Below are 23,682 nucleotides of genomic sequence, written 5' to 3' on the forward strand. Positions count from 1 at the left end.
CGTGGCTCTTATCAAGGAGCCGTTATGGATCAGGTCATTCAAAGGAAAATCGAAGAAGCCTTGAAGGGGCTTTTCACCGCCGTTTCAATGCTCCAGGAAGCCTATCCGGGCAAACCTTTCACTCCGGATGGTCGCCTTGTCGGAGACATCGGCGAAGTGGTCGCGAGTCTGGCTTACGACCTGACACTGAATGAAGGTCTGACCAAGCACCATGACGCTGTCACAAGCGATGGTCGAAATGTGCAAATCAAAACCACCTTCGGCACCAGCCTTACTTTCCCAGTTCACCATGTGCCTGATTATTACCTCGGCATTCGAATGAATCGGGATGGAACGTTTGAGGAGATCTACAACGGTCCGGGGCGTTTTATCCAGGCGGCGCTCTCGGGGCGGAAGGCCACGAAGACAGGCCTTCATGGTGCGCTAATGCCAATGCTCAAGCGATTAAATCAGACGGTTCTCGAAGAAGATCGCATACCCAAACGCTAATTCACATCAAGCCCGGCCAAGCGCCGGGTTTTTTTATGCCTGCAAAGCGGGCAACACATACCCAAGGGGTGCATCAACGTGGCAGAAGAAAACGAAATCGACCTGGACAATCCGGCAATTAAGGCCGCTATCGCGACTGCCGTTGAGGCCTCCGTATCTGGTCTGAAAACCAAGAACTCCGAATTGCTGGGCAAGCTGAAGGACACCACTACCAAGCTGTCGCAGTTCGAAACCCAATTCGAAGGCATCGACATCGACGCCGTCAAAGGCCTTCTCAGCCGGGCCGGCCAAGACGAGGAAACCAAGCTGCTGACTGAGGGCAAGGTGGACGAAGTATTCAACCGCCGTACTGAGCGCCTGCGTGGCGACTATGACAAGCAGTTGAAGACTGTCACCGCGCGAGCCGAGAAGGCCGAAGCATTCGCCGCCAAGTTCCAGGGCAAAGTTCTGGGCGATTCGGTTCGCGGTGCAGCGCTTAAAGCCGGCGCTCTGCCGGAAGCAACGGACGACATCATCCTGCGCGCCAAGGGCGTGTTCTCGCTGAACGAAGAGGGCGAAGCGGTCGCCGTTGATGAATCCGGCCAAGTCATCCTCGGTAAAGACGGCAAGACCCCTCTGACTCCGCTCGAATGGGCGGAATCCTTGCGCGAAAGCGCACCTCATCTGTGGCCAAGGGCTTCAGGGACACAAGCCCCGGGCGGGGGTGGCGGCCAGGCTGCATTCAAGCGCTCCGAAATGACTGCCGAGCAAAAGCGCGACTACCAGCGCAAGCACGGCCAAACCGCATACCTGCAATTGCCCAAGTAAGGGGATTCACCCATGGCAACGACTGTGAACAGCGACCTGATCATCTACAACGATGAGGCGCAAACCGCATACCTGGAGCGTGTCCAGGACAACCTCGACGTATTCAACGCATCGTCCAACGGCGCGATCGTGCTCGACAACGAGCTGATCGAAGGCGACTTTCGCAAGCGCTCGTTCTACAAGATTGGCGGCTCGCTGGAGCATCGCGACGTCAACTCCACCGGCAAGGTGACCGCGAAGAAGATCGGCGCGGGCGAAGCCGTTGGCGTCAAGGCGCCGTGGAAGTACGGCCCATACCAGACCACCGAAGAGGCTTTCAAACGCCGCGGTCGTCCGGTCGACGAGTTCTCCCAGATCATCGGCGCCGACGTTGCTGACGCCACACTGGAAGGCTTCATCCAGTACGCCACCGCCGCACTGCGCGCCTCGATCAGCTCCAATGCTGACATGGTGGTTTCGGCCAACATCGAGACCGACGGCAAGAAGACCCTGACTCGAGGCATGCGCAAGTTCGGCGACAAGTTCGGCCGTATCGCGCTGTGGGTCATGCACTCCAGTGCTTACTTCGACATTGTCGACGAGGCGATCGCGAACAAGGTTTACGAAGAGGCCGGTGTCGTCATCTACGGCGGCCTGCCAGGCACTCTCGGCAAGCCGGTGCTGGTCACCGACACCGCGCCCGCAGATGTGATCTTCGGCCTGCTGCCAAACGCTGTGGTGATCACTGAATCGCAAGCGCCTGGCTTCCGCTCCTACGCGGTGAATGACGAAGAGAACCTGGGTATCGGCTACCGCGCTGAAGGCACCGTCAACATCGATGTGCTCGGCTACAGCTGGAAGGAGGCCGCTGGCGGCGCGAACCCAACGCTTGCCGCCGTGGGTTCGGCTGCGAACTGGGTCAAGCATTCCAACAGCAACAAGGTGACTGCTGGCGTGATGATCTCCCTAACCACTACGCCACCAGCCGGCGGCTGAAACTGGCACTGACAGCGGCCAGCGATGGCCGCTACGGAGACTTTTATGGAACTGGTTTACTCCACTCAGAATTCGGATTTCGATCCGGAAAAGCGGTACCGCAATCCAGCGCACTTTGATCGGCCAGAGTCTGGCGTAACCCATGCGGTCGTGATCGGCGATTGGCCAAAGGTCGTCGAGGCGTATGAGGCCTTGGGTGTCGAGGTATCGGTGTTGCAGCCTTTGATCAGCCGCCCGGTTGATTCGGGTAATGCTGACGCCATTGCCGGTCTTGAACTGGACAACGCCACGCTACGCGCTGAACGCGACGGAATTCTGCGACTGATCGACGCCGCCGAAGGGCAATCGGATCTGGAACACCCGGGCGCCGGCGAACTGCCAATCCGTTTGTTTGGTGCGCTGAAAGCCATTCATGAAGGTTTCGAAGCCCTCACGGGTGAACGTGACAATTTGGCTGGCGAGGTTGAATCTCTCCGCGCTGAAGTCGAACGCCTCAAGGCAGCAGCGGAGCCGGTCGACAATGCCGAGAAGATTGCGAACCTCAAGGCGCAACTCGACGCCGCCAGCGTGACGTATCGGGCGAATGCCTCGGTAGAATCGCTGGAAAAGGCAGTTGCTGACTTGCAGCAGGCTTAACAATCCGGGTGCCCGGCAACGTGGCATCCGATCCAGAAAACCACAGCGAGCTGATTCATGACTCTCATCATCGAGGACGGTACCGGCAAGCCTGACGCCGAAAGCTACGCATCTGCCGAGGACTTGGCCATGTACGCCGTGAAGTTCGGCGTGGTCATCCCGGCGGAAGTGCCAGCACAGGAAGCGCTGCTGCGTCGCGCCGCACTGGCGATGGATGGCATGACGTGGAAGGGCCGGAAGACCAACAGCGAGCAGGCTCTGTCCTGGCCGCGCCGGGGTGTCGAGTTGGATTACGAGATCAAGCCCGATAACTACCTGCCAGCGCGGATCCAGTACGGCCAAATGGCGCTGGCTGCCGAGATCCATACCGACGACGTCGACCCGATCGAGAAACGCAAAGGCGCGGTAACGCTGGAGCGTGTCGAGGGCGCGGTAACTCGCGAGTACGCGACGATCCCGAACACCAGCGGCCGACTGTTGCCGGCGGCGCCGGATCGTCCGAGCGCAACCCAGTTTGCTGACTATCTACAGAAACGCGGTCTGTTCGCCGTGCGCGCATAGCTGAAACGGAGCCAACATGGCCTTCTATGACGAAATGGCCATGATGGCTCTGGAGATGATCACAGAGTTCGGCCAGCCCGTGACCATCAGCAAGACGGAGCCGGGCGAGTATGACCCGGAGACGGGCGGCGAATCGCCAGGCGCCACCATCGAGCAGACCGCCCAAGGCATCCTGCTCGACTTCACCGGCCAGGAATTCCAGAACAACAGCCTCATCAAGCAGGGCGACAAGAAATTGAAGATCGCCGCGCAGGGACTGGAGTGGGTGCCGGACTTGCTCAACAAAGTGATCATTAAGGGGCGCACTTGGTCCATCGTGCCGCCGCTGAAAGAGGTCAACCCGGCCGGCACCACAATCCTTTATGAGCTGCAGGTGCGGTCGTGAGCAAATACTCTGGCCTCAACGGCAGTTTCGCCGAGAACATTCGCCAGTTCGCCGAGCAGGCCCAGGCCGGGCTCGACGCCACCTTCCGCGAGATCGTTATCGAGATCGGCAGCAGCGTCATCCGCATGTCACCGGTGGGCAACCCCGAGATCTGGGCCGCGAACGTGGCGCATCGCGCGACCAACACCCGCGCTGCCGATGACTACGATTTCAAAGTCGCCGTGCGCAACACACTCATCAATCTCGACGAGAGCAATTTCACCAAGGCCGGGAAGCTAAAGCGCGGCGTGAAGTACGCCAAGCCGCTGACAAAGACCGAGCGCGATCAGAACTTGAGCGTGAATGGACTGGTTGCGGGCAAGGATTACGTCGGCGGCCGATTCCGCGGCAACTGGCAGTTCTCGATCGGGGCGCCGGCAGAAGGCGAACTTGATCAGGTCGATCCGGCCGGCGGCATCACACTGGCGAAGCTCAGGCTTCAAGTCGAGCAGCTGACTATTGGGCAAACGGCGTACATCGTGAACAACCTGCCATATGCGGTGCCGCTCGAGTACGGCCATTCGAAACAGGCACCGGGCGGCATGGTGCGTATCACGCTCGCGCGATTCCAGCAGATCGTCGACGAAGCCATCAGGAACAATCAGGTATGAGCCACAACATCATCGCTTCGATCTACGAAGCCCGGCTGATCGCTTGGGCGAAGGCTTTGCCGACCCCCATCAAGGTCGTCGTCGAGAACGAGGCCTATGAGCCCGGAAATGGTGTCACCTACCTGCGAGTTTTCACTCTGCCGGGCGACACCGCAAGCGGCACGCTTGCCGGTGATCACAAGCTGTTCACTGGTGTGTTTCAGGTCAGCATCGTGACACCAGCAGGGAAGTATCGCGGCGCGGCCGGCGCGTTGGCTGACCAGATCGCCGCGCTGTTTCCGCTATACGAGCGAAACACGAAGGGCGCGCTGACCGTGGTGACCATGACACCGGTCGAGCAGGGCCCCGGCATTTCTGGCGACACAATCTACACAGTACCGGTGTCGTTCATGTACCGAGCCGATACCGACTGATCTGCTGAGGTAGAATTCCATCATCAACTCTTAAGAGCGGACTGATGATGGATGAAAATCGGAAGCAACGGCTCCAATACCTCAGCGAATTGGTGGATGCCCACTGCTATCGAAACCGTGAGGAAATTGGCGGGAGCGACCGGTGCCTATGTACTGGGTGCGGCGCATGGCTGATGCCGGCCGAAATCATCAAATGGTACGAAGAACTGCATGCTTGTTGTCCACACTGCGGACTCACCGGCGTGGTTGTCGGTTCGAAGTCCGGCATACCGCTGGATGAAGTGCGTAGCAATATGAAGCTTGAGTAGCACTATCTAATCCGCCCATTGGGCAAACCCAGAACCCGCCATCGAGCGGGTTTTGTCATTTCTGGAAGAGAGGAAAAACCCCATGGCCGGCATTCAAATGCCCAACGGCGCAACGTTCGAAATTGCTTCCGCCTATGGCACTGCAATCTCATTCACTGCCTTGACCAATGCCAACCCGGCAGTGACGACCGCGGCAGCCCACGGTCTGGCCGAGGGCGACATCATCGCCCTCAGCTCTGGCTGGACCCGCCTGGACGGCCGCGCCGTGCAAGTCGGCGAGATTGCCAGCGGCACCTTTGCGCTCGATGGCGTGAATACCACGAACATTCAGCAGTATCCGGCCGGCTCGGGCGTCGGTGCCGCCCGCGAGGTAACGACCTTCACCGAGATCTCGAAAATCACCGAGCTCGGGTCGAGCGGCGGCGACCAGCAGTTTCTGACGTTCGGCTTCCTGGCTGACGATGATGACCGCCAGATGCCGACCACCAAGAATCCAATCACCCTGACCATCACGGTCGCCGACGATCCGTCGCAGCCCTATGTCGATGTCTGCGAGGCCGCGGACGACGACAAACAGGCTCGCGTTCTGCGCCTGAACCTGCCGGGCGGCAGCCGCATCATCTACAACGGCTACGTCTCGATCACTTCGACCCCGACCATGTCGCGCAACAACCTGATGACCCGCGTTATCAGCATCGCGCTGACCGGTCGCCCAACCCGTTACAGCGCCTCGGCGTAAGGAAGGCACATGGCAAAGTTCACACTCGCCCGGAATCCAACCTTCAACCACGTCGTCATGCTGCCAACGGTTGGTGGTGACCCGGTCAGCGTTGGGTTCGAATTCAAATATCGCGATCGCACCGAACTGGCCGGGCTCTACGCGGAGTGGGGTGAGCGTCACAAGGCGCTCAAGGAGAAAGCGGAAGAGGCCGGCATTGAGCAGTTCACGGCTTTGCTGATTGATCTGCAGGTCGAGCAGCTGAAGGCGATTGTCGCCGGCTGGGATATTGCCGAAGAGTTCACCGACGAAAACCTGCGCATCCTGGTCAAATCAATCGCCGCCACGCCGGGCGCGGTGCTGGCCGCTTATTCCGATGCCTTCAGCAACGCACGCTTGGGAAACTCCTAAGCGTCTCCCGCAAGCTGTACGAGCCGGGGCCGTCAGCCGAATCGCTGGCGGCCTTCGGCCTTTCTCTTCGTGACATACCCGATGAGATCTGTGAGGTCTGGCCTGATGTCTGGCAGGCCTTCAAGGTCTTCGAGGCCATGGGCACCCAGTGGCGTACAGGCGCGTGCGGCGCTACCGGACTCGATTACACGTCAATTCGCCATGTCGCCGGCTTCCTCGGGCTTACCCGGTCGGAGGTCGCCGGCGTCTTTCCAGACATCCGCGTCATGGAAGCCGAAGCCCTGCGGGTGATGGCGGAACGGAGGGACAGTAAATGAGCACCACTTTCGCGTCCCTCGGCATCGAGGTGAACTCCTCGTCCGCATCCAAGGCGGCTGACGATCTCGACAAGTTGGTCGACTCGGCAGTTGATGCCGAAAAAGCGATTGATGATCTCGGCAAGTCGGGCGAGGACCTGGCCAACACCGGCAAGAAGATCAGTCAGGCCGAGAATGAGGCTGCTCAGGCCATCGACAAGGCCAACGGCGCCAAAGAGCGCCAGGTCGATGCCAGTCGCAAGGCAGGTGCCAGCGCGGCCAGTGAAATCGCAATCATCAGCCAGCTCGACAAGGCGATGTCCGGCAACATCGGCAGCATGGAGCAACTGATCCAGGCTGAAGGCTTGCTGGAACGCGCTCGCAAGGGCGGTCTCGTCACCATCGAGCAGCAGGAGTCCTATCAGGATCGGCTTGGCAAGGCGTATGAGCGGATCGAGAAAGCCGAAGCCAAGGAGATGGCGCAGAAGCAGCGGCTGATCGACGCTGAAAACCGTCAGATCGAAGCTTTGAAGCGCACGGTCAACGGCATCGACCCGGTCACTGCGAAGTTGGCAAAGCTGGAGGTGCAGGAGAAAGCGCTCAACGATCTGTATAAGGCCGGCCAGATCGACTCGACTCGTTACGGTGAGGCGCTGGCGAAGATCGGCAAAGACCGTGACGGTCTGACCGCGACAGAAACTGCATTCGACAAACTGAAGCTCGGCACCCGCCAGGCGCAAGAAAACGTGATGCAGCTGACCAATGCCCTGCAGTCTGGGGATTGGGGTAGTGGTGCACGGTCTGTTGCTCAGCTCGGCGCCGGTGCGGGCGCGTCTGCCAAAAGCCTGGCCGCAGCACTGATTCCCGCCGGCTTGCTGGCCGGTGTCCTCGGCGCGCTGGGTTATGCCTACTTCGACGCACAGAAGCAGGCCCGCGAGTTCAACGTCGCCATCAACGGCGGATCGAACGATGCTGGTCAGAGCATTGCCAGCCTCAAGATGATGGCCGATACCGCAGGGGCGATCACTGAGAACTTTGCAGGCGCTCGCGAGGCTGTGATTGCACTGGCTTCCGGCGCGGCCACCAGCGGCGTCCAAATGCAGAACCTGGCTCAGGCCGCCGCGGCCATAGGAGAAGTGACAGGGAAGGGCGCTGGAGACATCGCCAAGTCGCTCGCGAATGCCGGTGACACCGCCACAGAGGCAGCGGAGAAGATCAGCGACCAGTATGGGCTGCTCACCTACGAGCAGTACCAGACGATCAAGGCGATTGATGATCAGGGAGACCATCAGCGAGCGCTGGACACCCTGAGTGAAGATCTCAATCAGTCCGCCCAGGAGCGCCTGAAGAGCTACCGCGAATCGCTGTCCGATATCGAACGTGACTGGGATCGGGTGAAGGTGGCCATCAAGGGCGCCTACGCTGAAGTCAGGTCAGAGATTTTCCCTGATCTGGCAAAGCAGATTGAGATCACCCAGCGCGTGCTGGATACCCGGAAGGGTGGTGGTGTTGCCGGTGCGCTATCCAACGGGCTCAGTTGGCTGAACTCCTCGCTGGGGCTGGATGACGGTGAGAACGACGACTCGACGCCTGCACTGGAGGCCAAGCTTGCAGGACTGAAGGCACGCTTATCAGCGAGCGAAAGCAACACTGCCGCGACTGGCGAAGCGACTCGGGCGAACAAGGAATTGATCGCTGTCCAGAAGGAACTGGACAAGCAGATGGACAACCTGAACCCGCTCGCGAAGCGTCGGGACGCGTACAAGAAACTCGACGATCAGTTCACCAAGCTCTATCAGAACGCGGAAAAGACAGGTCAGAAGTCAGCGCTGCTGGATGGTGTTCAGTTTGACGGGAAGAAGTTTTCCGGTGGCGCCTACGACCAGTTGCGCAAGGCAATCGACGAGCAGAAAAAGGACCCCAAAGCCGCTGCGGGTAGCGTCGATCTATCCGGTTTCAATGACTCGAAAAACGCGCTCAATATCGTGCTCGCCGAGTACAAAAATGCGCAAAAGGATTTGGAGGCGTCGCAAAAGGCCGGTCTGATCTCGCAGGCTGATTATTTGCAAGCGCGTGAAGCCATGATCGGCAACGAGCGCGACGAAGTTACTGCTGCGTATGAGGCTGAGATCGCCGCACTGGAAGCGGCGAAGAGCAAAGCCGGCACATCGGCCGCGCAGCGCATCCAGCTTGACCAGAAAATCGCCGACGCCCGGGCCGCCATGGTGAAGGTGCAGCAGGATGCTGACACCGAACTGAGCGTGCTGGCGAAGAACGAAGAGGGCCGGCTGAAGAAACAGACCGAGGCCGTCAACACCTATAGCAGCGCGCTGCAGCAACAAGTCAAAACTCTGCGCGAGCAGGGCCAGCGTGCGGCTGCGGGCATCGGTCTGGGAGATCGTCAGCGCGATCTGGTGAGCCAGCAGAACGGCATCGACGATCGCTTCAATCAGCAGAGGCTGGATCTGGCGAACCAGTACGGCGATGGCTCGCGCGGCATGAGCCTCGACGAGTACACGCAGAAGCTGGCGGCACTGAAGGCCACTCAGCAGGACCTGCACGATACGGTTCAAGCCAACTACGACGAGATGACAGCAGCCCAGGGCGACTGGAGTGCCGGAGCCTCGTCGGCGTGGCAGAACTATCTCGATTCCGCGCAGAACGCCGCGGGGCAGACGAAAAGCTTGCTCACCAATGCATTCAGTTCGGCAGAGGACGCTGTGGCCAGTTTCGCCATCAACGGCAAATTCTCATTTTCTGACTTCACCAAATCGGTGTTGGCGGATATGGCGAAGATCGCCACTCGGCAGGCCACCTCACAAGGGCTCAGCGCTCTGTTCGGTATTGCCGCATCAGCGGCGGGTTCATACTTCGGTGGTGGCGGCGGGAACGGATTGGCCGCCGGATCTGCCGGTGCCGTGTCGTCGGATCTCGGTGCATCGCAGGCTGGCTATACCGGTATCGATTTTTCTGGATACCGGGCAGCTGGCGGACCTGTTGCGCCGAACTCTCTGTACGAAGTCAACGAACTGGGGCCGGAGCTCTATAACGAGGGGGGGCGGTCATTCCTGATGACTGGTGCCAACGGCGGTAGTGTCACGCCGCTGACCACCGGCGGCGGGCCCGCACTGGCTGCAATGTCCGGTGGTGGCGGCAACACGTACAACTTTCCGGTTGCGGTCTCGGTGCAGACATCTGGGAGCGACGGAGCTGGTGTTTCGCAAGAGACAACCAACCAGCTCGGCAAGAGCATACAACAGGCCGCCAAAACCGAAGCGGAAACTGCGATTGCCAGAGCGTTGCAGCCGGGCGGATCAATCTGGCGCCTGACAAATGGGAGGGCCTGATGGCCATCGAGAAATTCACCTGGCCAACCGAGCGCGGGGAAACACCCGATATCAACTATCGGGTGCGTACTTCGAAGTTTGGCAATGGCTACGCGCAGAACGTCGGCGACGGCCCAAACAACAAAGAGGACTCCTACCCGGTTACCTGCGTAGGTCAGAAGTCCAAGGTGCTGGAAATCATGGCTTTCCTCGATCGGCACGCCGGGGCGAAGGCGTTTCTCTGGACAACGCCGCTCGGCGAGCTCGGTCTGTTCACCTGCAAAAATCCCGCCCCCACACCAATGGGCGGCGGCGTCTTCAAACTCACCGCCACGTTCGAGCGGGCATTCCAACCATAAGGGGCAATCATGCCGCTGATCAGTGACATCCAGGTGCTTGAGCCTGGCAGTGAAGTGCTGCTCTTTGAATTGGACGGCACGGATTACGGCGCGGATATTCTGCGCTTCCACGGGCACGCGATACCGCACACGGCCGCCGAGTTGATCGCCGCCGGCGACGACGCGGACCAGCTGCCGGCGAAAGCGATTTACTGGCAGGGCAACGAGTACAGCGCCTGGCCCATGCAGATCGAAGGCATCGAGGCGAATGGCGACGGCACGGCTGTGCGGCCAACCCTGTCGGTCGGCAACGTCAATGGGCGCATCACCGCGCTCTGTCTGGCGTTCGAGGATCTGCTTGAGTTCAAGCTGACGATGCGTCACACGCTAGGAACCTACCTGGACGCGGTGAACTTCCCGGCTGGCAATCCGACGGCGGATCCGACCCAAGAGACGATCGAGGTCTGGTACATCGACCAGAAAACCAACGAGGACGGGGAGAACGTCAGTTGGGAGTTGGCCAGCCCGGGCGACGTCGGTAACGAGTCCATCGGCCGGCAGGCCACGACCCTGTGCCACTGGTGCCTTACCGGCGGCTACCGAGGACCAAACTGCGGCTACACCGGTCCGTACGTGACCAAGGATGGCGTCGTCACCGATAACCCGGAACTGGACGAATGCGACGCCACCCTCGGCAAAGGTTGCATCCCGCGCTTCGGCGAGGGCAACCCGCTGCCGTTCGGTGGCTTCCCGGCCGTTTCGCTGATCGCACGGAGCTGATATGCGCAAACACATCTTGAACGCGATCCAGGCGCACGCAGCCGCCGAGTACCCGAAAGAGTGCTGCGGACTGCTGCTGGGCGTCGGTCGCAAGCAGCAGTACTACCCGTGCCGCAACGTATCGACCGAGCCGAACGAAGAATTCCGGATCGATCCTGAGGAATACGCAGCGGCCGAAGACATCGGCGAAGTGATCGGCGTGGTGCACTCGCATCCGGATGCCACCAGTCGCCCGTCACCGCGCGACCTGGCCATGTGCGAGGCGACGGCCATGCCCTGGCACATCCTGAGTTGGCCCGAAGGCGACCTGCGTACCGTCATGCCTTCCGGGGAGGTGCCGCTGCTCAAGCGGCCATTCGTCCACGGTGCCTGGGACTGCTGGCAAGTCTGTGCCGACTGGTACAAGCGCGAATGGGGGTTGGAGTTCGAAGCCTTCAAACGCGCCGACGGCTGGTGGGAGAGCAAGGACAACACCAGCCTGTACGAGGCCAACTACGAGGCCGCAGGCTTCTACCGGGTCGACCAGCCGCAACGCGGCGACATGATCGTGATGGAAGTGGGGCGCACGGTTTACCCGAACCACGCCGGAATCTTCCTCGGCGCCGATCCGGCACTGCCCGGCGAGGATTCCGCGACTTTCGGCCCCGGCCCGTTCCTGCTTCACCACCTGTACGGCAGGCCATCCGAGGTCATCGTTTTCGGTGGCCCGTGGCTCGAACGTACGCGCCTGATTCTCAGACATAAAGATGCACAACCAACCACCTGATGCGGCGTCGCCGCGGGAGAAAAATATGCAGAGTGTAATAGAGTCAGCAGCTAAAACCGCCAGTGGCGAACCGGTCTGGCGGCTAACAAAGGGTTAGTTGCCTTTGTTTTCCAGCATTTTTTCGATGTAGGAAACGTCCTTCAGAATGACCTCAAGTGGCCATTCGTAGGCGTCTCTTGCTTCGCCGTTTTCGCATCCACCAGCGGGCACCTCTCTGAAAAACTGTGCTGCGCGTTGCAGCGCTTCTTCATTGAACCCCGGTGTCTGTTTCAATGCATGAGTAAGCGACAAAAGCGCCATGAGAACGCCGTTCTCGAAAGGTTTCACTTGGTATGCCACATTGACCTCCAGGTCATTAACGCGCCGAAATTGGCGCAATCCCAGTCCTTGGGCTTGCAGGCAAAGGACTGGGACCCTTCTCATTTTGTTTGGGTCATGACGATCAAACGCCACAAAACCTGGGAATCGTCGGGGTGCTGGTGTTTGTTTTGGGGAGGAAATTTGTCAGGGTGGTTTGAAGTGATTTCATGACCGCACCCTTCGCACCGATAGATTCCTGATACCGGGACCTGATCGCTGATTTCATACAGCGTGTTCCAGTGAGCATTACCTGGTTGATTTGTATTCAACACCAGCTTTCTTGTCTCTGCCGTTACCAGCGCCATACCTAAACTCCATTGTTGTTGGAGGCACAACGCTACTACGATGGGATCCAACTCAGTTACTGGGCTTTCGTCCACGCTGGATGGGCGCACAGCTTGGCGAAAATCATAATCGGTTTATGATGGCTTTTCGCTTTCTCAAGGATTGGAGTCATGGCCTTTCGCATTCGGAAAAGTTTCAAAGTCGCCCCAGGCATTCGCCTCAATGTCAGTAAGAGCGGCCTCAGCACATCGATAGGCGGAAAAGGCGCGACGGTGAATCTGAGCAAGCGTGGGACGAAGGTAACGAGCAGCCTTCCGGGAACTGGGCTTTCGTCATCCAAGCTGTTTGGCGGAGCGCAGAGTGGCGTTGCTAAAACCGCGCCTACACCTATGTGGGCGCACATTGTCACATGGCTGATAATCGCCGCTGTGCTCTGGGCAATCTTCGGCTGAGCAAAGCCCAGATCCTACGCTGGGCTTCCTTGCTGACAGTTGCTAAACGCTCGGCCGATAGGATTCGGAATGCAAATCCCATGTTCGCTGATTCTGATAGCAGAGGTGAAAGTCGAATTCAGGGTGACGGAGATGCACCTTTGGGAGGCTTCCGTCGAAATCATCAATGAGTGCTGCAAAATACTTGGCGCCTAAATACACTCCGGTGATTGCCGCTGCGGGTATGACGAAATCCTGGAATTTTACTTGAGGCGTGTAATCAATTCGGCGAGCTACCCGGATCTCCTCTTCATACGACCAGTGAAGCGACTTGTAGAGAAAAAGCCGCTCGAGCATGAGCCTGTTATGTTGAGAGGATATTTCGTCATGATAGGGAAGAAGGTCGCTGTCTAGGCTTGGGCGGACAGTCGTGTAGATGGCGTTGCCCGAACTGGCTGCGATTATATTGGTGGTCTCGCACTCCAAGCCTGCCGCCTCGCTGTCTATCGCGATCACCCCTCCAGTGTGGTTTTGTCCATAATGGGCCCACATAAGCGGATTAAGCGGATTGCGGGTCAAAGACAAAACGCCTATGGCATTTCTTATCGCGAAAAGCCTATCAGCGTTGGTGGACCCGACTGTTCTGATATTCAACCCTTCATTTGTCGATTCCGCCGATGCGGCGCAATCGAAAGGATCGTTGAAATTAACCGGCTTAGTGAACCTAATTGTCCGGTTGCTCAGACATGCTTCCAGTCCGGCTAGGGTCATGTATTTGTAGACGATCATGAATGCTCCTCGTGTTTTTTTGTTCTGAAGAAGCCCAGGATGCCTAAAGTCGCCTCCGCGATATGGGATTCTGCGAACGACAATTTCCAACAGGCGTCGCCGGAAGCGCGCGGTCCTTCAGCTCAGCGTAATTCTTCGCCCGCGGCTAGGCCATCTGCGGGGGCAAACATATCGAGAAGCATCCGGTCATGTGCTTTCTGAGTAACCGAGTAAACCATGCATCGATCTAGCAGGATTGTTTTCATGCTGCGAGCTGAGGCCAAGTGCCTGGGCTCGACGGAAATTGTCGCCGTCCTGCCGCTCCGTTTATCGGTTACTTCCAGGTTGTACCGGCCAATTAAGCCGTCTTCCCGTTGCGAGTGGCCTAGGCATTTGAGGGTGAGAGTCGATTCTGACACGTGGTATCCAATGGCTATAATTTGTTCAGAAGATCGGCAAAGGCCCAAAGCATGGTGCCTACCGAGGCCACCACGAATTCATGCTTTTGAATTTTTTTGGATATGGCGCTACGAATAACTTCGTTAGCAAAAATTAGACGACGCGCATGCTCTTTTTCTGAAATTTCGTTGATGTGCAGTTCGCTTGTTTCGCTGGTTACTCCGTACAAATGGGCCCGCCTTTTTACCTGCATCAACACAACTTCGGCTGTGACACCTTCGGCAATGCCTATGATTTTTTTGACGTACCTTTCAAGAATACCCGTTACCTCGAATATCATCGCCATGCAGACGAGGAACGCTCCGAACCTCGCAAGCCACGTCCAATCTCGCGTCCAGAAGCTGATTCCGATTCCAAATGCAAGGACGACTGTCACGAGTAGATATGCTGCCGCTAGATAACGCTTTGGAATGTTGAATCCTATAGCTGCCACATCATCAATGTCTCTCATGTATTTCCTGCGAACCTCGCATCCGTTCTGGCGTGATGTGAGTCTAGCCAACCAGTTGGTTCGCTTCCTCTAGTCCGATGATATCTTGCATCCTTTCCCACAGGAGTGACCTCCATGAAATTGATCATAGGAGCGCTGGCGGTAGCGCTGTTGGCGGGGTGTGCGTCGCCCGGCGACGTGAAAAAGAATGACCCGACAATCAGCACCTCAACTGCCAAGTCGGCCAAGAAATACGCACTGTGCGTTTTCCCAAAATGGCAAGAGCAGCGTTCGACTGCGACTATGTCTGCAACCGAGGGCGGGTATCGTCTGGTGATTGCTACTGACATGATGACCGATGAGGTTCTTGAGGTAACCAGCGCTGGATCCGGGAGTAAGGTCGCCTTATACCAGCGGGTGCCATGGTCCAAGATGTGGGGCCGAGGCGCGTTAGAAGCCGCCGTCCGAGAGTGTTTGTGACACGATCAAATTAATAAAACCGCCGTTTGGCGGTTTTTTTTCGTCAGGAGAATAATCGTAATGGCGGCTACAGCTTCGAATTCGTCGATGACTACAATCCTTTTGTCTGGTCCACTGGCCAGACTGTTTGGTCGCACTCATCTCCGCGAGCTCAGTAGCAAATCTGTGGGTGAGGCCTTCCAGGCACTGAAGTGCACACTAGAAGGATTTGAGCAGGCGATCAAAGACCTAGATCGGCGCGGGATGCGGTTCGCAATTTTTCGCAATCGGAAAAATGTCGGCGAAAAGGACTTCGGATTGGGTGGTGCTCAGGAAATCCGAATCGTTCCTGTAATTTCAGGCAGCAAGCGTGCAGGCGTACTTCAAACGATCATCGGCGTTGTACTTATCGCGGCGTCGTTCTTTGCTGGCGGTGCTGGGCCATCCCTGTTTTCTGCGGGTCTCGCCATGACAGCAGGCGGTGTAATCCAAATGCTCAGCCCCCAAGCCTCAGGCCTGAAGCAGAGCGCATCTCCTGAAAACGCCCCGTCCTACGCCTTCGGCAGCGCAAAGAACACCACGGCCAGCGGCAATCCGGTCCCGATCTGCATCGGCGATCGCCGGTGGGGCGGGATGATCATCTCGGCCTCGATCCTGGCTGAAGATAAGACCTAACAGCAAAACCCCTCACCCAAAGAAGGAGGGATTGGCCCTCCAAGTTGGAGGAGGGCTTTTGATGGGAAAATGGTTTCCACTGATTTGCGCAATGACTTGGAGCTTAATCCGCGTTGCTATGTGTGTGATGAAACTTTACCTGAGCCTTCATGGCTTGTGACCAAACCACCCTCGAGGCGGTTTTTTTATGCCTGGAGGAAAGCATGGGCGCAGTGCAACAGATCGAGATCTACGGCGAGAAGGGCGGCAGCAGCAAGCCGAAGTCGCCGGTCGAAGCCAGCGATAGCCTGCGCTCGACCAACCTTGCGAAACTGCTGATCGCCGTAGGCGAGGGGGAGTTCGACAGCGTCCCGACCGATTACGACATCTACCTGGACAACACGCCGATCCGCGATGCCAGCGGCAACTACAACTTCCCGAACGTGAAGTGGGATTGGCGCCCGGGTTCAGTGGATCAGACCTACATCCCGGGCATCCCGTCCGTGGAGAACGAGACTTCGCTGAACATTGAGCTGCGCAGCGATTCGCCGTGGGTGCGCTCGATCACCAACACCCAGCTTTCAGCCGTGCGCATGCGTTTGGCGTGGCCGGCGCTGCAACGCTCCGATGACCAGGGCAACGTCGGCGGCTACCGGATCGAGTACGCCATCGACGTGGCCACCGACGGCGGCGCGTATCAGCAGGTGCTGGTGGACGCTGTCGACGGCAAGACCACCACACGCTACGAGCGCTCGCGCCGTATCGATCTGCCGACCGCCACCACGGGCTGGCAAATCCGCGTGCGCCGCCTGACGCCGAACCAGAACAGCAACAAGGTCGCCGACACCATGCTGGTGGCCGGGTATACCGAAGTGATCGACGCCAAGCTGCGCTATCCGAATACCGCGCTGCTCTACATCGAGTTCGACGCCGAGCAATTCACCAACATCCCCGCGGTGACCGTGAAGTGCAAGGCCCGGCGCTGGATGGTGCCGAGCAACTACGACCCGATCCTGCGCACCTATACCGGGACGTGGGATGGCTCGATGAAATCGGCCTGGACCAACAACCCGGCGTGGATAACCTACGGCATCTGCACCGAAGACCGTTTCGGCCTGGGCAAACGGATCAAGCCGTTCATGGTCGACAAGTGGGAGCTGTACCGGATTGCCCAGTACTGCGACCAGCTTGTGCCGAACGGGCTGGGAGGGCAGGAACCGCGCTTCCTTTGCGACATGAACCTGCAGGGCAAGGCCGATGCCTGGTCGCTGCTGCGCGATATCTCGGCAATTTGCCGGGGCATGACCTACTGGGCGCAGGGCCAGCTGGTGATGCAGGCTGACATGCCGCGCGCGCAAGACTTCGACTACGTCTTCACCCGGGCCAACGTGATCGACGGCAAATTCTCCTACGGCAGTGCCTCGGCGAAAACCCGGTACACCCGGGCACTGGTCAGCTACGACAACCCGGCGAACAACTACGACACCGACGTCATACCGTTTGCGGATCTGGATCTGCAGCGCCGCTATGGCGACCGGCCGACCGAGCTGAGTGCCATTGGCTGCACCCGCGCCTCCGAGGCCCAGCGCCGCGGAAAGTGGGCGATCTTGAGCAACAACCAAGACCGCACCGTGTCGTTCAAGACCGGCATGGAGGGCGTGATTCCGCTGCCGGGCCATATCATCCCGGTGGCGGATTCGTTGTTGGCGGGCCGGGAGGTCGGCGGGCGGATCTCGTCAGCTGCTGGCCGCGTGGTGACGCTCGATCGCGATACCCAGGCCAAGGCGGGTGATCGGTTGATCATCAACCTGCCGGGCGGCCGCGCCGAAGGGCGCACCGTGCAGAGCGTCAACGGCCGCGCGGTAACGGTGACTGTCGCTTACAGCGAGCCACCAGTAGCGCAGCTGCAATGGGCGCTCGACGCCGATGATCTGGCGATCCCGCTGTATCGCGTGCTGCGCACCAAGCGCACCACCGAGGGCGACTTCGAAATCAGTGCGCTGCAGTTCGAGCCGAGCAAATTCGCGCACATCGATACCGGCGCTCGTCTGGAGGAACGGCCGATCAGCGTGATCCCGATCACCGTGGTTCCGGCGCCGGCAAGCGTGTCCCTAACGTCGACATCGTCGGTGGTGCAGGGTTTGGCCGTGGCCACCATGACCATCAGTTGGCCTGCTGTGGACGGCGCCGTCGGCTATGACGTGGAATGGCGCAAGGACAGCGGCAACTGGATCAAGCTGCAACGCACCGGGATGACCAACGTGGACGTGGTCGGTATTTATGCCGGCGCCTACGTGGCCCGGGTCCGTGCGGTAAGTGCGTTCGACATCACGTCACAGTGGCGCAACTCGATCCTGACCAACCTCAGCGGAAAGCAGGGGTTGCCGCCAGCACTGTCGTACTTGACGGCCACGCCGCTGCTGTTCGGCATCTACCTGAAGTGGGGATTCCCTCCTGGCGCCGAGGATAGCCAACGGACTGAAATCTGGTATGGGCCGACGACCAGCCTGGATGCCGCCACGAAGCTGACAGACCTGGCTTATCCGCAGAGTGACTTCTCCATGCTCGGCCTGCGCGCTGGCGTAACGTTCTACTTCTGGGGGCGGATCGTCGACAAAATAGGCAACATCGGGCCGTGGTACCCGATCGGCATGGGTGTGCAGGGGCAGTCCAGTGCGAACGCTGGCGATATTCTTGAAATGATCGCCGGAGAGATTGGCCGTACGGAACTTGGCCAGGACATCCTCGACGAGATCGACAAGATTCCGGGGCTTCAAGAGCAGATCGACAATATCGCCGATGCGCTCGAGTACGACCCTGCGTCAACCTATCTGAAAGGCGACACCGTTCGAGTGGGACGGCGCTTGTACCAGGCTGCGCAGGCAGTTCCAGTCAACACGTCGCCGCCGAACCCGACGTACTGGGATGACATCGGGCAGGTCTTGGAGGAGGCCAATGCGCTGGCGGCACAGGTCTCGAAAAACACGCTGGATATCGAGCATCAGGGAGACCAGCTGATCGCGCAAGCGTCAAAGCTCGATGGCGTCTACGTGCAGGTAAATCCCGCACTGGCGGGGGACACTGAAGGGTTTGCTGGCTCTGACCAAGTTTATGTCGGGGTGTGGTCGGAGCAGTCGGCTCGCATTGAGGACGGTGTGGCCACTGCCAAGCGGATCGATACCGTACAGGCGGACGTGAACAAGAACAGCGCCACAGTGCAGACGGTCAGCCAAGCTGTGGCCACGCTTGACGGCAAGGCCTCAACGATGTGGTCGGTGAAGATGCAGGTCACCGCCGGCGGGCAATACGTCGCCGCCGGCATCGGTCTTGGGATTGAAAACACCGGCGCCGGCCTGCAGAGCCAGTTTCTGGTCAGCGCTGATCGCTTCGCCATCGTCAACTCGATTGCAGGCGGAGCTACGTCGGTGCCGTTCGCGGTGCAGGGTGGTCAGGTGTTTCTCAATTCGGCTTTCATCCTGGACGGCACCATCACCAACGCAAAAATCGGCAGTTACATCAGCTCAACCAACTACATCCCCGGCCAGCAAGGCTGGATTCTCAACAAAGACGGAACGCTGGAGATCAACGGCATCGTGCCAGGGCAGGGACGACTGGTGATCAACTCGCTGAACGTCTCCGTCTACGACGCCAACAATGTGCTGCGTGTTCGTCTCGGCTATTTGGGGTAATCAATGGCTTTATTTGGACTACGCGTCTTTGACGGCAATGGTCAGCTTGCCATGGACACCAATAGCTTTACCTACCAGGTGATTTGGCAGGGGGTGATCGATTTCAGTGGGGCTGTTCCCAGCTACACGCTGAACATTCCGGGCTTCAACCCGGCCAACTGCGTATTCATGATCATCCCGACGAGGGCACAGGACGTGCAGGCATCAGAAACGGATGGGTTGGGAAACAGCAAGTCGTATCCCTACGTGACCACTTCAGTTGGACAGGTTGTTGTGAGCAACAAAAACCCATCAGCCAGTGCTTCGACGACTGCGACGCGAATTGTCGCGAAAGGCTACGCAATCAGGTACGGGACATGACTTTTGGCTTTCAGAGCATCAACGACAACTCGTTTGTTCAGATCGATTCCGAGTCTCCCAGACTCTGCGTCCTGACAAAGGGAAGTTATTCCGGAACCACCAATGCTTCCGGTGTATTTGCCAGGGCTGTCACGAGCCAGGATCCACCGATTGTTTTCATTCGACCGGATCAGACTAGTTCCATTCAGGTGCCGATCTCGGTGTGGTTTACCGGTGGCCCTGGTAACTGGACGGGTTTTACGATGAAAGCGTCCAATGTCGACGGCACGCTCAGTGGTCAATATTTCGTGGCGGCATGGTCTTCCATGGGCACGGCGTCTTACGGCATGCGACTGTGGGATCAAAATGGCGGACTTGTCTACGACAGCGGCGCGCCGGCAGTGGTTGTAACCTTTGCCGCCGGCAACTGGTCGTACCTCGGTGAGGAGGTGCTGGTCGTGGGACGTCGGTACATCTGGGGCATCAGCAAGGCTCTGGGTGTTGGCGAGTACGTTTCCATCAACCCGTTTTCGATGAATTGTCACAACAACGCTACCGGTGGCGGCTGCGCGATCGGCGTCGACTATTCAGGCGGCCGAATCATGATGTACAGCCTTGCGACAACAGCCTGGACTGACCAGGGACATCGCCCATTTCTTTGCGCCAAGCTGGTGGCTTAAACCGCGGCGCTCCAAACAAACGGAAAAATTTCATGGCAAAGCAGACGATCAATCTCGGCACTGCTCCTACCGGCGTGGGCGGTGATACGCCCCGTAGTGCGTTTACCAAAACCCAGAGCAACTTCGACGAGCTATATGCCGCCGACACCGCGAACTACAAGCGCGCGAACATCTTGGGCGCTGTTTCGCAGGCAAGCGGAGTGCCGACTGGAGCGATAATCGAACGGAGCAGTAACGCTAATGGGGAGTTCGTGAAATTCGCGGACGGGACCCTGATATGCACCAGGTTTGTGTCTGGAAACATGGCGCTAACCTCGCCCTACGGTTCGGGCTTCTACAACCCGGTTCCATTGCCTTGGACTTTTCCCGCTGCTTTCGTGGGTACTGTCCCGGCAGTGTCAGCTACGTGCAATATCTCGACGCGCATCATATTGATGTCACTGTCTCCCGGGGAAACTTTGACCTCCTGCAGCTTCTACCTGCTCGACATGCAAGGCTCTGTTTCGGCAAATGCCAATCTCCGCTACTTGGCCGTAGGAAGGTGGTTTTGATGAAAATTATTCTGAGTCCGCAACGCCGTGATGACACGCTTACCTTGGAGCGCGCTGGAACTGTGCTGACAATCAATGGTGAGGACTTCGACTTTTCGTCGATGAATGACGGAGACACGCTTCCGAAAGGCGCTATCGATTGCGAATGGTTCGCCGGTGATATCGAGAAAGTCGACGGCGACCTGGTGGTCACACTGTTTTTGCCAAATCCGGTGAACTACAGCCAGGAGCAGGCGTTCCCGGTGCCCCTCGTCAATATCCCTGATGGACCGGTTCTGCTACCGCAGCCATTGCCTGAACCTTTGGTGCCGGTCACTCTCGATCAAGTGGGCGAGGAGCCGCAAGCATGAATATCGACTGGTCTCGCCTGATTACAAAGGCCATGAAAGAACAAGTCGCGGCTGATCAAGCCTTGGCTATGGTGGTGGCAGAAATCGACCGCCGCCGCGTCATTGCTGACAAGGCAATCGCCCCGCTGCAGGATGCAGTAGACATCGACGATGCCACCGACGCCGACGTCGTACTGCTGAAAGCGTGGAAGAAATACCGCGTTGCGCTGAATCGTCTCCCTGACGAACCCGGCTACCCGAGCAACATCAGCTGGCCCGTCACCCCGCACTGATTGTCGTGACATCCGCAGCCCGCCATCGAGCGGGTATTTTTTTGCCTGGAGAAAACTGATGCCTGTAACCGAGAAAGACCGCGACATCCTCGCCCGCACGCTGTGGGGCGAAGCCCGCGGCGAGGGAACTGCCGGCCAGATCGCCGTGGCGTGGACGATCCGCAACCGTGTATTCGATGGCAAGACCAATTCGTGGTGGGGCGAGGGCTATGCCGGGGTCTGCCAGAAGCCGTACCAGTTCAGCTGCTGGAACAAGACCGATCCGAACTATCAGTTTCTGATTGGCGTGAAGGAAATCCCGTTCCGCGAGCTGGCGCAATGCCGAATCGCTGCTGACGAGGTGATCGACGGCAAGGTGCCGGATCCAACTGGCGGCGCCACGCACTACTACGCCACCAGCATCAAGGCGCCGGCCTGGGCGGCGAAGGCCAAACAAACGCTCAAGTTGGGCGGCCACGTCTTCTTCAAGGATGTGCCGTGATGGTCGTTCCGTGGAAAGAGGTGGGCGCGATGGCACTGGTGCTGATCGGCGCCGGCACTGCCTGGCAGTTTCAGGACTGGCGCTACGGGGAGCAACTGGCGGAGCAGGCGCGGCTGCACGCCGAAACCCTCAATCAAATGACCCAAGCCACCGCCACCGCGCAGCAGGTCGAGCAGGACAAGCGTCTGGCGCTCGAGCAGCGGCTGGCGGCCAGCGAACAAACCCACTTCGAGAAAATGACCGATGCTCAAAAGAACCAAGATCGCCTGCGCGATCGCCTTGCCACTTCTGATTTGCGGCTGTCAGTCCTCCTCGACACAGCCGACGCTGCCAAAGGCTGTGGGGTGCCAGCCACCGCCGGCGCCGGCCGCGTGGATCATGCAGCCGTACGAGCCCGACTTGACCCGGCGCATGCTCAACGAATTATCGCCATCACCGACACCGGCGACCGCGGACTAATCGCGCTACAGGCATGTCAGGCCTACGTCCGTGCGCTGAGTGGTGGCTCGGCGCTATCGTTGCGAGGTGAGCACCGATAAACCATCATTTATGTTCGATCTGGATGATGCGGGCACATGGACAAGCAACTGGCTGGCTACTCAATTGTGATGACGATTATCTGGGTTTCAGTCGTTCTTGCTGTCATGTATTGGATGTCGTAGTGAAGGTAATAGGTGACTGACATGGAAGGCGTGGTACTGAGCGAGAAGCAGAAACGAGAGGCGGATCGGTTGCTGGCGCAAATCGTTCGTGCTGATTCGATGATCATCGCTGTGAAGGCGGGAGCACGGGCGGATGGCTTCGTGCTTGGACTGGAAACCGGCGGGGCTTTGCGCGCCGGCGATGCTGAAAGGCTGTACATCATTTTCGAAGCCGCTTTGGTGGAGCGCCTGAAAACGCTGACGCACAGCTGATCAATCGATGGGTTTTATCAGATCCGGGCCCTGATTCCGGACATTCCCCACGGCCCGATCAACCTTGAACCACTCGAAAACCTCTGTCGGTTCGCCCTGATGCAGCACCATCTGTTCGGCGCGTTCTTTAGGCGTGGCCGGATCCAACCATTCCCGTGCGAGTTCAGGCGATAACGCCACCGGCCGCCGGTCGTGGATATCTACCATTCCCCCGGCGCTGTCGGCTGTAATGATCACAAAGCCGTCGTGCTCGCCCGGGTCGTGCTCTTCGTTCGGATATTGGCCGATGGCGGCACACAGGATTGGTGACTGGTCCCGGTGCCTGATCAGATAGGGCTGCTTCTTCGGCCCGCCTTCGTCGACCCACTCGAACCAGTTGTTTATCGCGATGATCGCCCGGTGTGGCCAGATTGCGCGGAAGAACGGGCCGTGGGCGACTTTCTCCACTCGAGCATTGATCGGCGCGGCGCGATCCTTCGCCCAGTGTGGGCGCCATCCCCAACGAACCATGTCGGCGTGCAGGAATTGACCTTCCTGGTGGAAGAGGGCGAGTTGAGCGGTCGGCGCGGCGTTGTAGCGATCGAAAGTCTGCTCACCGGTCGAGTTGATCAGGGCGTTCGGCATGCTCAGCGCCGCCACGAAGTCATGAATGCCGCTGTACTGGGATAGTCGTCCGCACATTGCCCGCTCCTCGCATTGTT

General features: G+C 58.8%; 33 protein-coding genes. 28 read left to right on the forward strand and 5 right to left on the reverse strand.

Features of this window, described 5'->3' with window-relative positions; genetic code table 11:
* Nucleotides 1-24: 24 nt before the first annotated feature.
* From AC3WMV_RS20815 to AC3WMV_RS20890, 16 genes are all read left to right on the forward strand, one after another.
* Entirely contained in the window at nt 25-489 is a 465-nt protein-coding gene (locus AC3WMV_RS20815) for a DUF6998 domain-containing protein (RefSeq protein ID WP_103367525.1), read from the forward strand.
* A 78-nt stretch (nt 490-567) separates the two neighbouring features.
* A complete protein-coding gene (locus AC3WMV_RS20820) occupies nt 568-1,296 on the forward strand; it encodes a hypothetical protein (protein ID WP_103367524.1) in 729 nt (242 codons plus the stop codon).
* A 12-nt stretch (nt 1,297-1,308) separates the two neighbouring features.
* Entirely contained in the window at nt 1,309-2,271 is a 963-nt protein-coding gene (locus AC3WMV_RS20825) for a major capsid protein (protein ID WP_103367523.1), read from the forward strand.
* Between the two features lie 45 nt (nt 2,272-2,316).
* On the forward strand, nt 2,317-2,907 hold the full coding sequence (locus AC3WMV_RS20830; RefSeq protein WP_103367522.1) for a hypothetical protein: 591 nt from the start codon (nt 2,317-2,319) through the stop codon (nt 2,905-2,907).
* Nucleotides 2,908-2,964: 57 nt separating this feature from the next.
* The gene (locus AC3WMV_RS20835; protein WP_103367521.1) at nt 2,965-3,468 is read left to right on the forward strand and encodes a DnaT-like ssDNA-binding protein; all 504 of its coding nucleotides are present in this window, start codon (nt 2,965-2,967) and stop codon (nt 3,466-3,468) included.
* Between the two features lie 16 nt (nt 3,469-3,484).
* On the forward strand, nt 3,485-3,853 hold the full coding sequence (locus AC3WMV_RS20840; RefSeq protein ID WP_103367520.1) for a hypothetical protein: 369 nt from the start codon (nt 3,485-3,487) through the stop codon (nt 3,851-3,853).
* On the forward strand, nt 3,850-4,503 hold the full coding sequence (locus AC3WMV_RS20845; protein ID WP_103367519.1) for a hypothetical protein: 654 nt from the start codon (nt 3,850-3,852) through the stop codon (nt 4,501-4,503). Before AC3WMV_RS20840 ends, AC3WMV_RS20845 begins: the two co-directional genes overlap by 4 nt.
* Nucleotides 4,500-4,916: a phage tail terminator-like protein gene (locus AC3WMV_RS20850; protein WP_103367518.1), complete on the forward strand. Its 417-nt coding sequence runs from the start codon at nt 4,500-4,502 to the stop codon at nt 4,914-4,916. The genes AC3WMV_RS20845 and AC3WMV_RS20850 overlap by 4 nt, the downstream gene beginning before the upstream one ends.
* Nucleotides 4,917-4,960: 44 nt before the next feature.
* Nucleotides 4,961-5,224 carry a hypothetical protein gene (locus AC3WMV_RS20855; RefSeq protein ID WP_256584874.1) on the forward strand — a complete coding sequence of 88 codons (264 nt, stop codon included), beginning with the start codon at nt 4,961-4,963 and terminating at the stop codon, nt 5,222-5,224.
* Nucleotides 5,225-5,306: 82 nt separating this feature from the next.
* Nucleotides 5,307-5,963 carry a phage tail protein gene (locus tag AC3WMV_RS20860; protein WP_103367517.1) on the forward strand — a complete coding sequence of 219 codons (657 nt, stop codon included), beginning with the start codon at nt 5,307-5,309 and terminating at the stop codon, nt 5,961-5,963.
* A gap of 9 nt (nt 5,964-5,972) precedes the next feature.
* Nucleotides 5,973-6,353, forward strand: coding sequence for a phage tail assembly chaperone (locus AC3WMV_RS20865; protein WP_103367516.1), 381 nt, complete (start codon nt 5,973-5,975; stop codon nt 6,351-6,353).
* Between the two features lie 44 nt (nt 6,354-6,397).
* Nucleotides 6,398-6,670, forward strand: a complete 273-nt coding sequence (locus AC3WMV_RS20870; protein ID WP_103367515.1) for a DUF1799 domain-containing protein — start codon at nt 6,398-6,400, stop codon at nt 6,668-6,670.
* Nucleotides 6,667-9,996: a phage tail tape measure protein gene (locus AC3WMV_RS20875; protein ID WP_103367514.1), complete on the forward strand. Its 3,330-nt coding sequence runs from the start codon at nt 6,667-6,669 to the stop codon at nt 9,994-9,996. The genes AC3WMV_RS20870 and AC3WMV_RS20875 overlap by 4 nt, the downstream gene beginning before the upstream one ends.
* On the forward strand, nt 9,996-10,334 hold the full coding sequence (locus AC3WMV_RS20880) for a phage tail protein (protein WP_103367513.1): 339 nt from the start codon (nt 9,996-9,998) through the stop codon (nt 10,332-10,334). The genes AC3WMV_RS20875 and AC3WMV_RS20880 overlap by 1 nt, the downstream gene beginning before the upstream one ends.
* Nucleotides 10,335-10,343: 9 nt before the next feature.
* Nucleotides 10,344-11,093, forward strand: a complete 750-nt coding sequence (locus tag AC3WMV_RS20885; RefSeq protein WP_103367512.1) for a phage minor tail protein L — start codon at nt 10,344-10,346, stop codon at nt 11,091-11,093.
* A 1-nt stretch (nt 11,094) separates the two neighbouring features.
* The gene (locus tag AC3WMV_RS20890) at nt 11,095-11,859 is read left to right on the forward strand and encodes a C40 family peptidase (RefSeq protein WP_103367511.1); all 765 of its coding nucleotides are present in this window, start codon (nt 11,095-11,097) and stop codon (nt 11,857-11,859) included.
* Nucleotides 11,860-11,952: 93 nt separating this feature from the next.
* Here AC3WMV_RS20890 and AC3WMV_RS20895 read toward each other — a convergent pair whose 3' ends face one another.
* Nucleotides 11,953-12,198, reverse strand: a complete 246-nt coding sequence (locus AC3WMV_RS20895; RefSeq protein WP_146038487.1) for a hypothetical protein — start codon at nt 12,196-12,198, stop codon at nt 11,953-11,955.
* Nucleotides 12,199-12,278: 80 nt separating this feature from the next.
* Nucleotides 12,279-12,524 (reverse strand): protein L, encoded by a 246-nt coding sequence (locus AC3WMV_RS20900; protein ID WP_103367509.1) that lies wholly within the window; start codon nt 12,522-12,524, stop codon nt 12,279-12,281.
* Nucleotides 12,525-12,674: 150 nt separating this feature from the next.
* Here AC3WMV_RS20900 and AC3WMV_RS20905 point away from each other — a divergent pair, with 150 nt between their 5' ends.
* A complete protein-coding gene (locus AC3WMV_RS20905) occupies nt 12,675-12,956 on the forward strand; it encodes a DUF4236 domain-containing protein (RefSeq protein WP_103367508.1) in 282 nt (93 codons plus the stop codon).
* A 42-nt stretch (nt 12,957-12,998) separates the two neighbouring features.
* On the opposite strand, the gene AC3WMV_RS20910 is transcribed toward AC3WMV_RS20905, so the two are convergent.
* Nucleotides 12,999-13,724 carry a DUF2971 domain-containing protein gene (locus tag AC3WMV_RS20910; protein WP_103367507.1) on the reverse strand — a complete coding sequence of 242 codons (726 nt, stop codon included), beginning with the start codon at nt 13,722-13,724 and terminating at the stop codon, nt 12,999-13,001.
* A gap of 412 nt (nt 13,725-14,136) precedes the next feature.
* Nucleotides 14,137-14,613, reverse strand: a complete 477-nt coding sequence (locus tag AC3WMV_RS20915) for a hypothetical protein (protein WP_103367506.1) — start codon at nt 14,611-14,613, stop codon at nt 14,137-14,139.
* A 114-nt stretch (nt 14,614-14,727) separates the two neighbouring features.
* Between AC3WMV_RS20915 and AC3WMV_RS20920 the strand changes: the two genes are divergently transcribed.
* The 11 genes from AC3WMV_RS20920 (at nt 14,728) to AC3WMV_RS20970 (ending at nt 22,981) form a co-directional block, all read left to right on the forward strand.
* On the forward strand, nt 14,728-15,072 hold the full coding sequence (locus AC3WMV_RS20920) for a hypothetical protein (RefSeq protein ID WP_103367505.1): 345 nt from the start codon (nt 14,728-14,730) through the stop codon (nt 15,070-15,072).
* Nucleotides 15,073-15,132: 60 nt separating this feature from the next.
* On the forward strand, nt 15,133-15,726 hold the full coding sequence (locus AC3WMV_RS20925) for a tail assembly protein (protein WP_103367504.1): 594 nt from the start codon (nt 15,133-15,135) through the stop codon (nt 15,724-15,726).
* A gap of 203 nt (nt 15,727-15,929) precedes the next feature.
* Nucleotides 15,930-19,394, forward strand: coding sequence for a TipJ family phage tail tip protein (locus AC3WMV_RS20930; protein ID WP_103367503.1), 3,465 nt, complete (start codon nt 15,930-15,932; stop codon nt 19,392-19,394).
* A gap of 3 nt (nt 19,395-19,397) precedes the next feature.
* Entirely contained in the window at nt 19,398-19,754 is a 357-nt protein-coding gene (locus AC3WMV_RS20935) for a hypothetical protein (RefSeq protein ID WP_103367502.1), read from the forward strand.
* A complete protein-coding gene (locus AC3WMV_RS20940; RefSeq protein ID WP_103367501.1) occupies nt 19,751-20,413 on the forward strand; it encodes a hypothetical protein in 663 nt (220 codons plus the stop codon). The genes AC3WMV_RS20935 and AC3WMV_RS20940 overlap by 4 nt, the downstream gene beginning before the upstream one ends.
* A 32-nt stretch (nt 20,414-20,445) precedes the next feature.
* Nucleotides 20,446-20,964, forward strand: a complete 519-nt coding sequence (locus AC3WMV_RS20945) for a hypothetical protein (protein WP_256584873.1) — start codon at nt 20,446-20,448, stop codon at nt 20,962-20,964.
* Nucleotides 20,964-21,314, forward strand: a complete 351-nt coding sequence (locus AC3WMV_RS20950; protein WP_103367500.1) for a hypothetical protein — start codon at nt 20,964-20,966, stop codon at nt 21,312-21,314. The genes AC3WMV_RS20945 and AC3WMV_RS20950 overlap by 1 nt, the downstream gene beginning before the upstream one ends.
* The gene (locus tag AC3WMV_RS20955) at nt 21,311-21,586 is read left to right on the forward strand and encodes a tail fiber assembly protein (RefSeq protein ID WP_103367499.1); all 276 of its coding nucleotides are present in this window, start codon (nt 21,311-21,313) and stop codon (nt 21,584-21,586) included. Before AC3WMV_RS20950 ends, AC3WMV_RS20955 begins: the two co-directional genes overlap by 4 nt.
* A 58-nt stretch (nt 21,587-21,644) precedes the next feature.
* Nucleotides 21,645-22,067 (forward strand): cell wall hydrolase, encoded by a 423-nt coding sequence (locus AC3WMV_RS20960; protein WP_103367498.1) that lies wholly within the window; start codon nt 21,645-21,647, stop codon nt 22,065-22,067.
* Complete coding sequence (locus tag AC3WMV_RS20965; RefSeq protein WP_103367497.1) at nt 22,067-22,606, forward strand: lysis system i-spanin subunit Rz; 540 nt, start codon at nt 22,067-22,069, stop codon at nt 22,604-22,606. Before AC3WMV_RS20960 ends, AC3WMV_RS20965 begins: the two co-directional genes overlap by 1 nt.
* A gap of 144 nt (nt 22,607-22,750) precedes the next feature.
* Nucleotides 22,751-22,981, forward strand: a complete 231-nt coding sequence (locus tag AC3WMV_RS20970; RefSeq protein ID WP_103367496.1) for a hypothetical protein — start codon at nt 22,751-22,753, stop codon at nt 22,979-22,981.
* Here the strand turns inward: AC3WMV_RS20970 and AC3WMV_RS20975 are convergent, their stop codons facing one another.
* The gene (locus AC3WMV_RS20975; RefSeq protein ID WP_103367495.1) at nt 22,982-23,662 is read right to left on the reverse strand and encodes an SOS response-associated peptidase family protein; all 681 of its coding nucleotides are present in this window, start codon (nt 23,660-23,662) and stop codon (nt 22,982-22,984) included. It lies immediately after the preceding gene.
* Nucleotides 23,663-23,682: the final 20 nt, after the last annotated feature.

Source organism: Pseudomonas sp. FW305-3-2-15-E-TSA4 (genome assembly GCF_058787295.1).

What these genes read in the sequence shown, in the direction of transcription:
- AC3WMV_RS20815 (WP_103367525.1), top strand. Translation starts at nt 25, where the DNA reads ATGGATCAGGTCATTCAAAGGAAAATCGAAGAAGCCTTGAAGGGGCTT.
- AC3WMV_RS20825 (WP_103367523.1), top strand. Translation starts at nt 1,309, where the DNA reads ATGGCAACGACTGTGAACAGCGACCTGATCATCTACAACGATGAGGCG.
- AC3WMV_RS20830 (WP_103367522.1), top strand. Translation starts at nt 2,317, where the DNA reads ATGGAACTGGTTTACTCCACTCAGAATTCGGATTTCGATCCGGAAAAG.
- AC3WMV_RS20835 (WP_103367521.1), top strand. Translation starts at nt 2,965, where the DNA reads ATGACTCTCATCATCGAGGACGGTACCGGCAAGCCTGACGCCGAAAGC.
- AC3WMV_RS20840 (WP_103367520.1), top strand. Translation starts at nt 3,485, where the DNA reads ATGGCCTTCTATGACGAAATGGCCATGATGGCTCTGGAGATGATCACA.
- AC3WMV_RS20850 (WP_103367518.1), top strand. Translation starts at nt 4,500, where the DNA reads ATGAGCCACAACATCATCGCTTCGATCTACGAAGCCCGGCTGATCGCT.
- AC3WMV_RS20855 (WP_256584874.1), top strand. Translation starts at nt 4,961, where the DNA reads ATGATGGATGAAAATCGGAAGCAACGGCTCCAATACCTCAGCGAATTG.
- AC3WMV_RS20860 (WP_103367517.1), top strand. Translation starts at nt 5,307, where the DNA reads ATGGCCGGCATTCAAATGCCCAACGGCGCAACGTTCGAAATTGCTTCC.
- AC3WMV_RS20865 (WP_103367516.1), top strand. Translation starts at nt 5,973, where the DNA reads ATGGCAAAGTTCACACTCGCCCGGAATCCAACCTTCAACCACGTCGTC.
- AC3WMV_RS20875 (WP_103367514.1), top strand. Translation starts at nt 6,667, where the DNA reads ATGAGCACCACTTTCGCGTCCCTCGGCATCGAGGTGAACTCCTCGTCC.
- AC3WMV_RS20880 (WP_103367513.1), top strand. Translation starts at nt 9,996, where the DNA reads ATGGCCATCGAGAAATTCACCTGGCCAACCGAGCGCGGGGAAACACCC.
- AC3WMV_RS20885 (WP_103367512.1), top strand. Translation starts at nt 10,344, where the DNA reads ATGCCGCTGATCAGTGACATCCAGGTGCTTGAGCCTGGCAGTGAAGTG.
- AC3WMV_RS20890 (WP_103367511.1), top strand. Translation starts at nt 11,095, where the DNA reads ATGCGCAAACACATCTTGAACGCGATCCAGGCGCACGCAGCCGCCGAG.
- AC3WMV_RS20900 (WP_103367509.1), bottom strand. Translation starts at nt 12,524, where the DNA reads ATGGCGCTGGTAACGGCAGAGACAAGAAAGCTGGTGTTGAATACAAAT.
- AC3WMV_RS20905 (WP_103367508.1), top strand. Translation starts at nt 12,675, where the DNA reads ATGGCCTTTCGCATTCGGAAAAGTTTCAAAGTCGCCCCAGGCATTCGC.
- AC3WMV_RS20910 (WP_103367507.1), bottom strand. Translation starts at nt 13,724, where the DNA reads ATGATCGTCTACAAATACATGACCCTAGCCGGACTGGAAGCATGTCTG.
- AC3WMV_RS20915 (WP_103367506.1), bottom strand. Translation starts at nt 14,613, where the DNA reads ATGAGAGACATTGATGATGTGGCAGCTATAGGATTCAACATTCCAAAG.
- AC3WMV_RS20920 (WP_103367505.1), top strand. Translation starts at nt 14,728, where the DNA reads ATGAAATTGATCATAGGAGCGCTGGCGGTAGCGCTGTTGGCGGGGTGT.
- AC3WMV_RS20925 (WP_103367504.1), top strand. Translation starts at nt 15,133, where the DNA reads ATGGCGGCTACAGCTTCGAATTCGTCGATGACTACAATCCTTTTGTCT.
- AC3WMV_RS20930 (WP_103367503.1), top strand. Translation starts at nt 15,930, where the DNA reads ATGGGCGCAGTGCAACAGATCGAGATCTACGGCGAGAAGGGCGGCAGC.
- AC3WMV_RS20935 (WP_103367502.1), top strand. Translation starts at nt 19,398, where the DNA reads ATGGCTTTATTTGGACTACGCGTCTTTGACGGCAATGGTCAGCTTGCC.
- AC3WMV_RS20940 (WP_103367501.1), top strand. Translation starts at nt 19,751, where the DNA reads ATGACTTTTGGCTTTCAGAGCATCAACGACAACTCGTTTGTTCAGATC.
- AC3WMV_RS20945 (WP_256584873.1), top strand. Translation starts at nt 20,446, where the DNA reads ATGGCAAAGCAGACGATCAATCTCGGCACTGCTCCTACCGGCGTGGGC.
- AC3WMV_RS20950 (WP_103367500.1), top strand. Translation starts at nt 20,964, where the DNA reads ATGAAAATTATTCTGAGTCCGCAACGCCGTGATGACACGCTTACCTTG.
- AC3WMV_RS20955 (WP_103367499.1), top strand. Translation starts at nt 21,311, where the DNA reads ATGAATATCGACTGGTCTCGCCTGATTACAAAGGCCATGAAAGAACAA.
- AC3WMV_RS20960 (WP_103367498.1), top strand. Translation starts at nt 21,645, where the DNA reads ATGCCTGTAACCGAGAAAGACCGCGACATCCTCGCCCGCACGCTGTGG.
- AC3WMV_RS20965 (WP_103367497.1), top strand. Translation starts at nt 22,067, where the DNA reads ATGGTCGTTCCGTGGAAAGAGGTGGGCGCGATGGCACTGGTGCTGATC.
- AC3WMV_RS20970 (WP_103367496.1), top strand. Translation starts at nt 22,751, where the DNA reads ATGGAAGGCGTGGTACTGAGCGAGAAGCAGAAACGAGAGGCGGATCGG.
- AC3WMV_RS20975 (WP_103367495.1), bottom strand. Translation starts at nt 23,662, where the DNA reads ATGTGCGGACGACTATCCCAGTACAGCGGCATTCATGACTTCGTGGCG.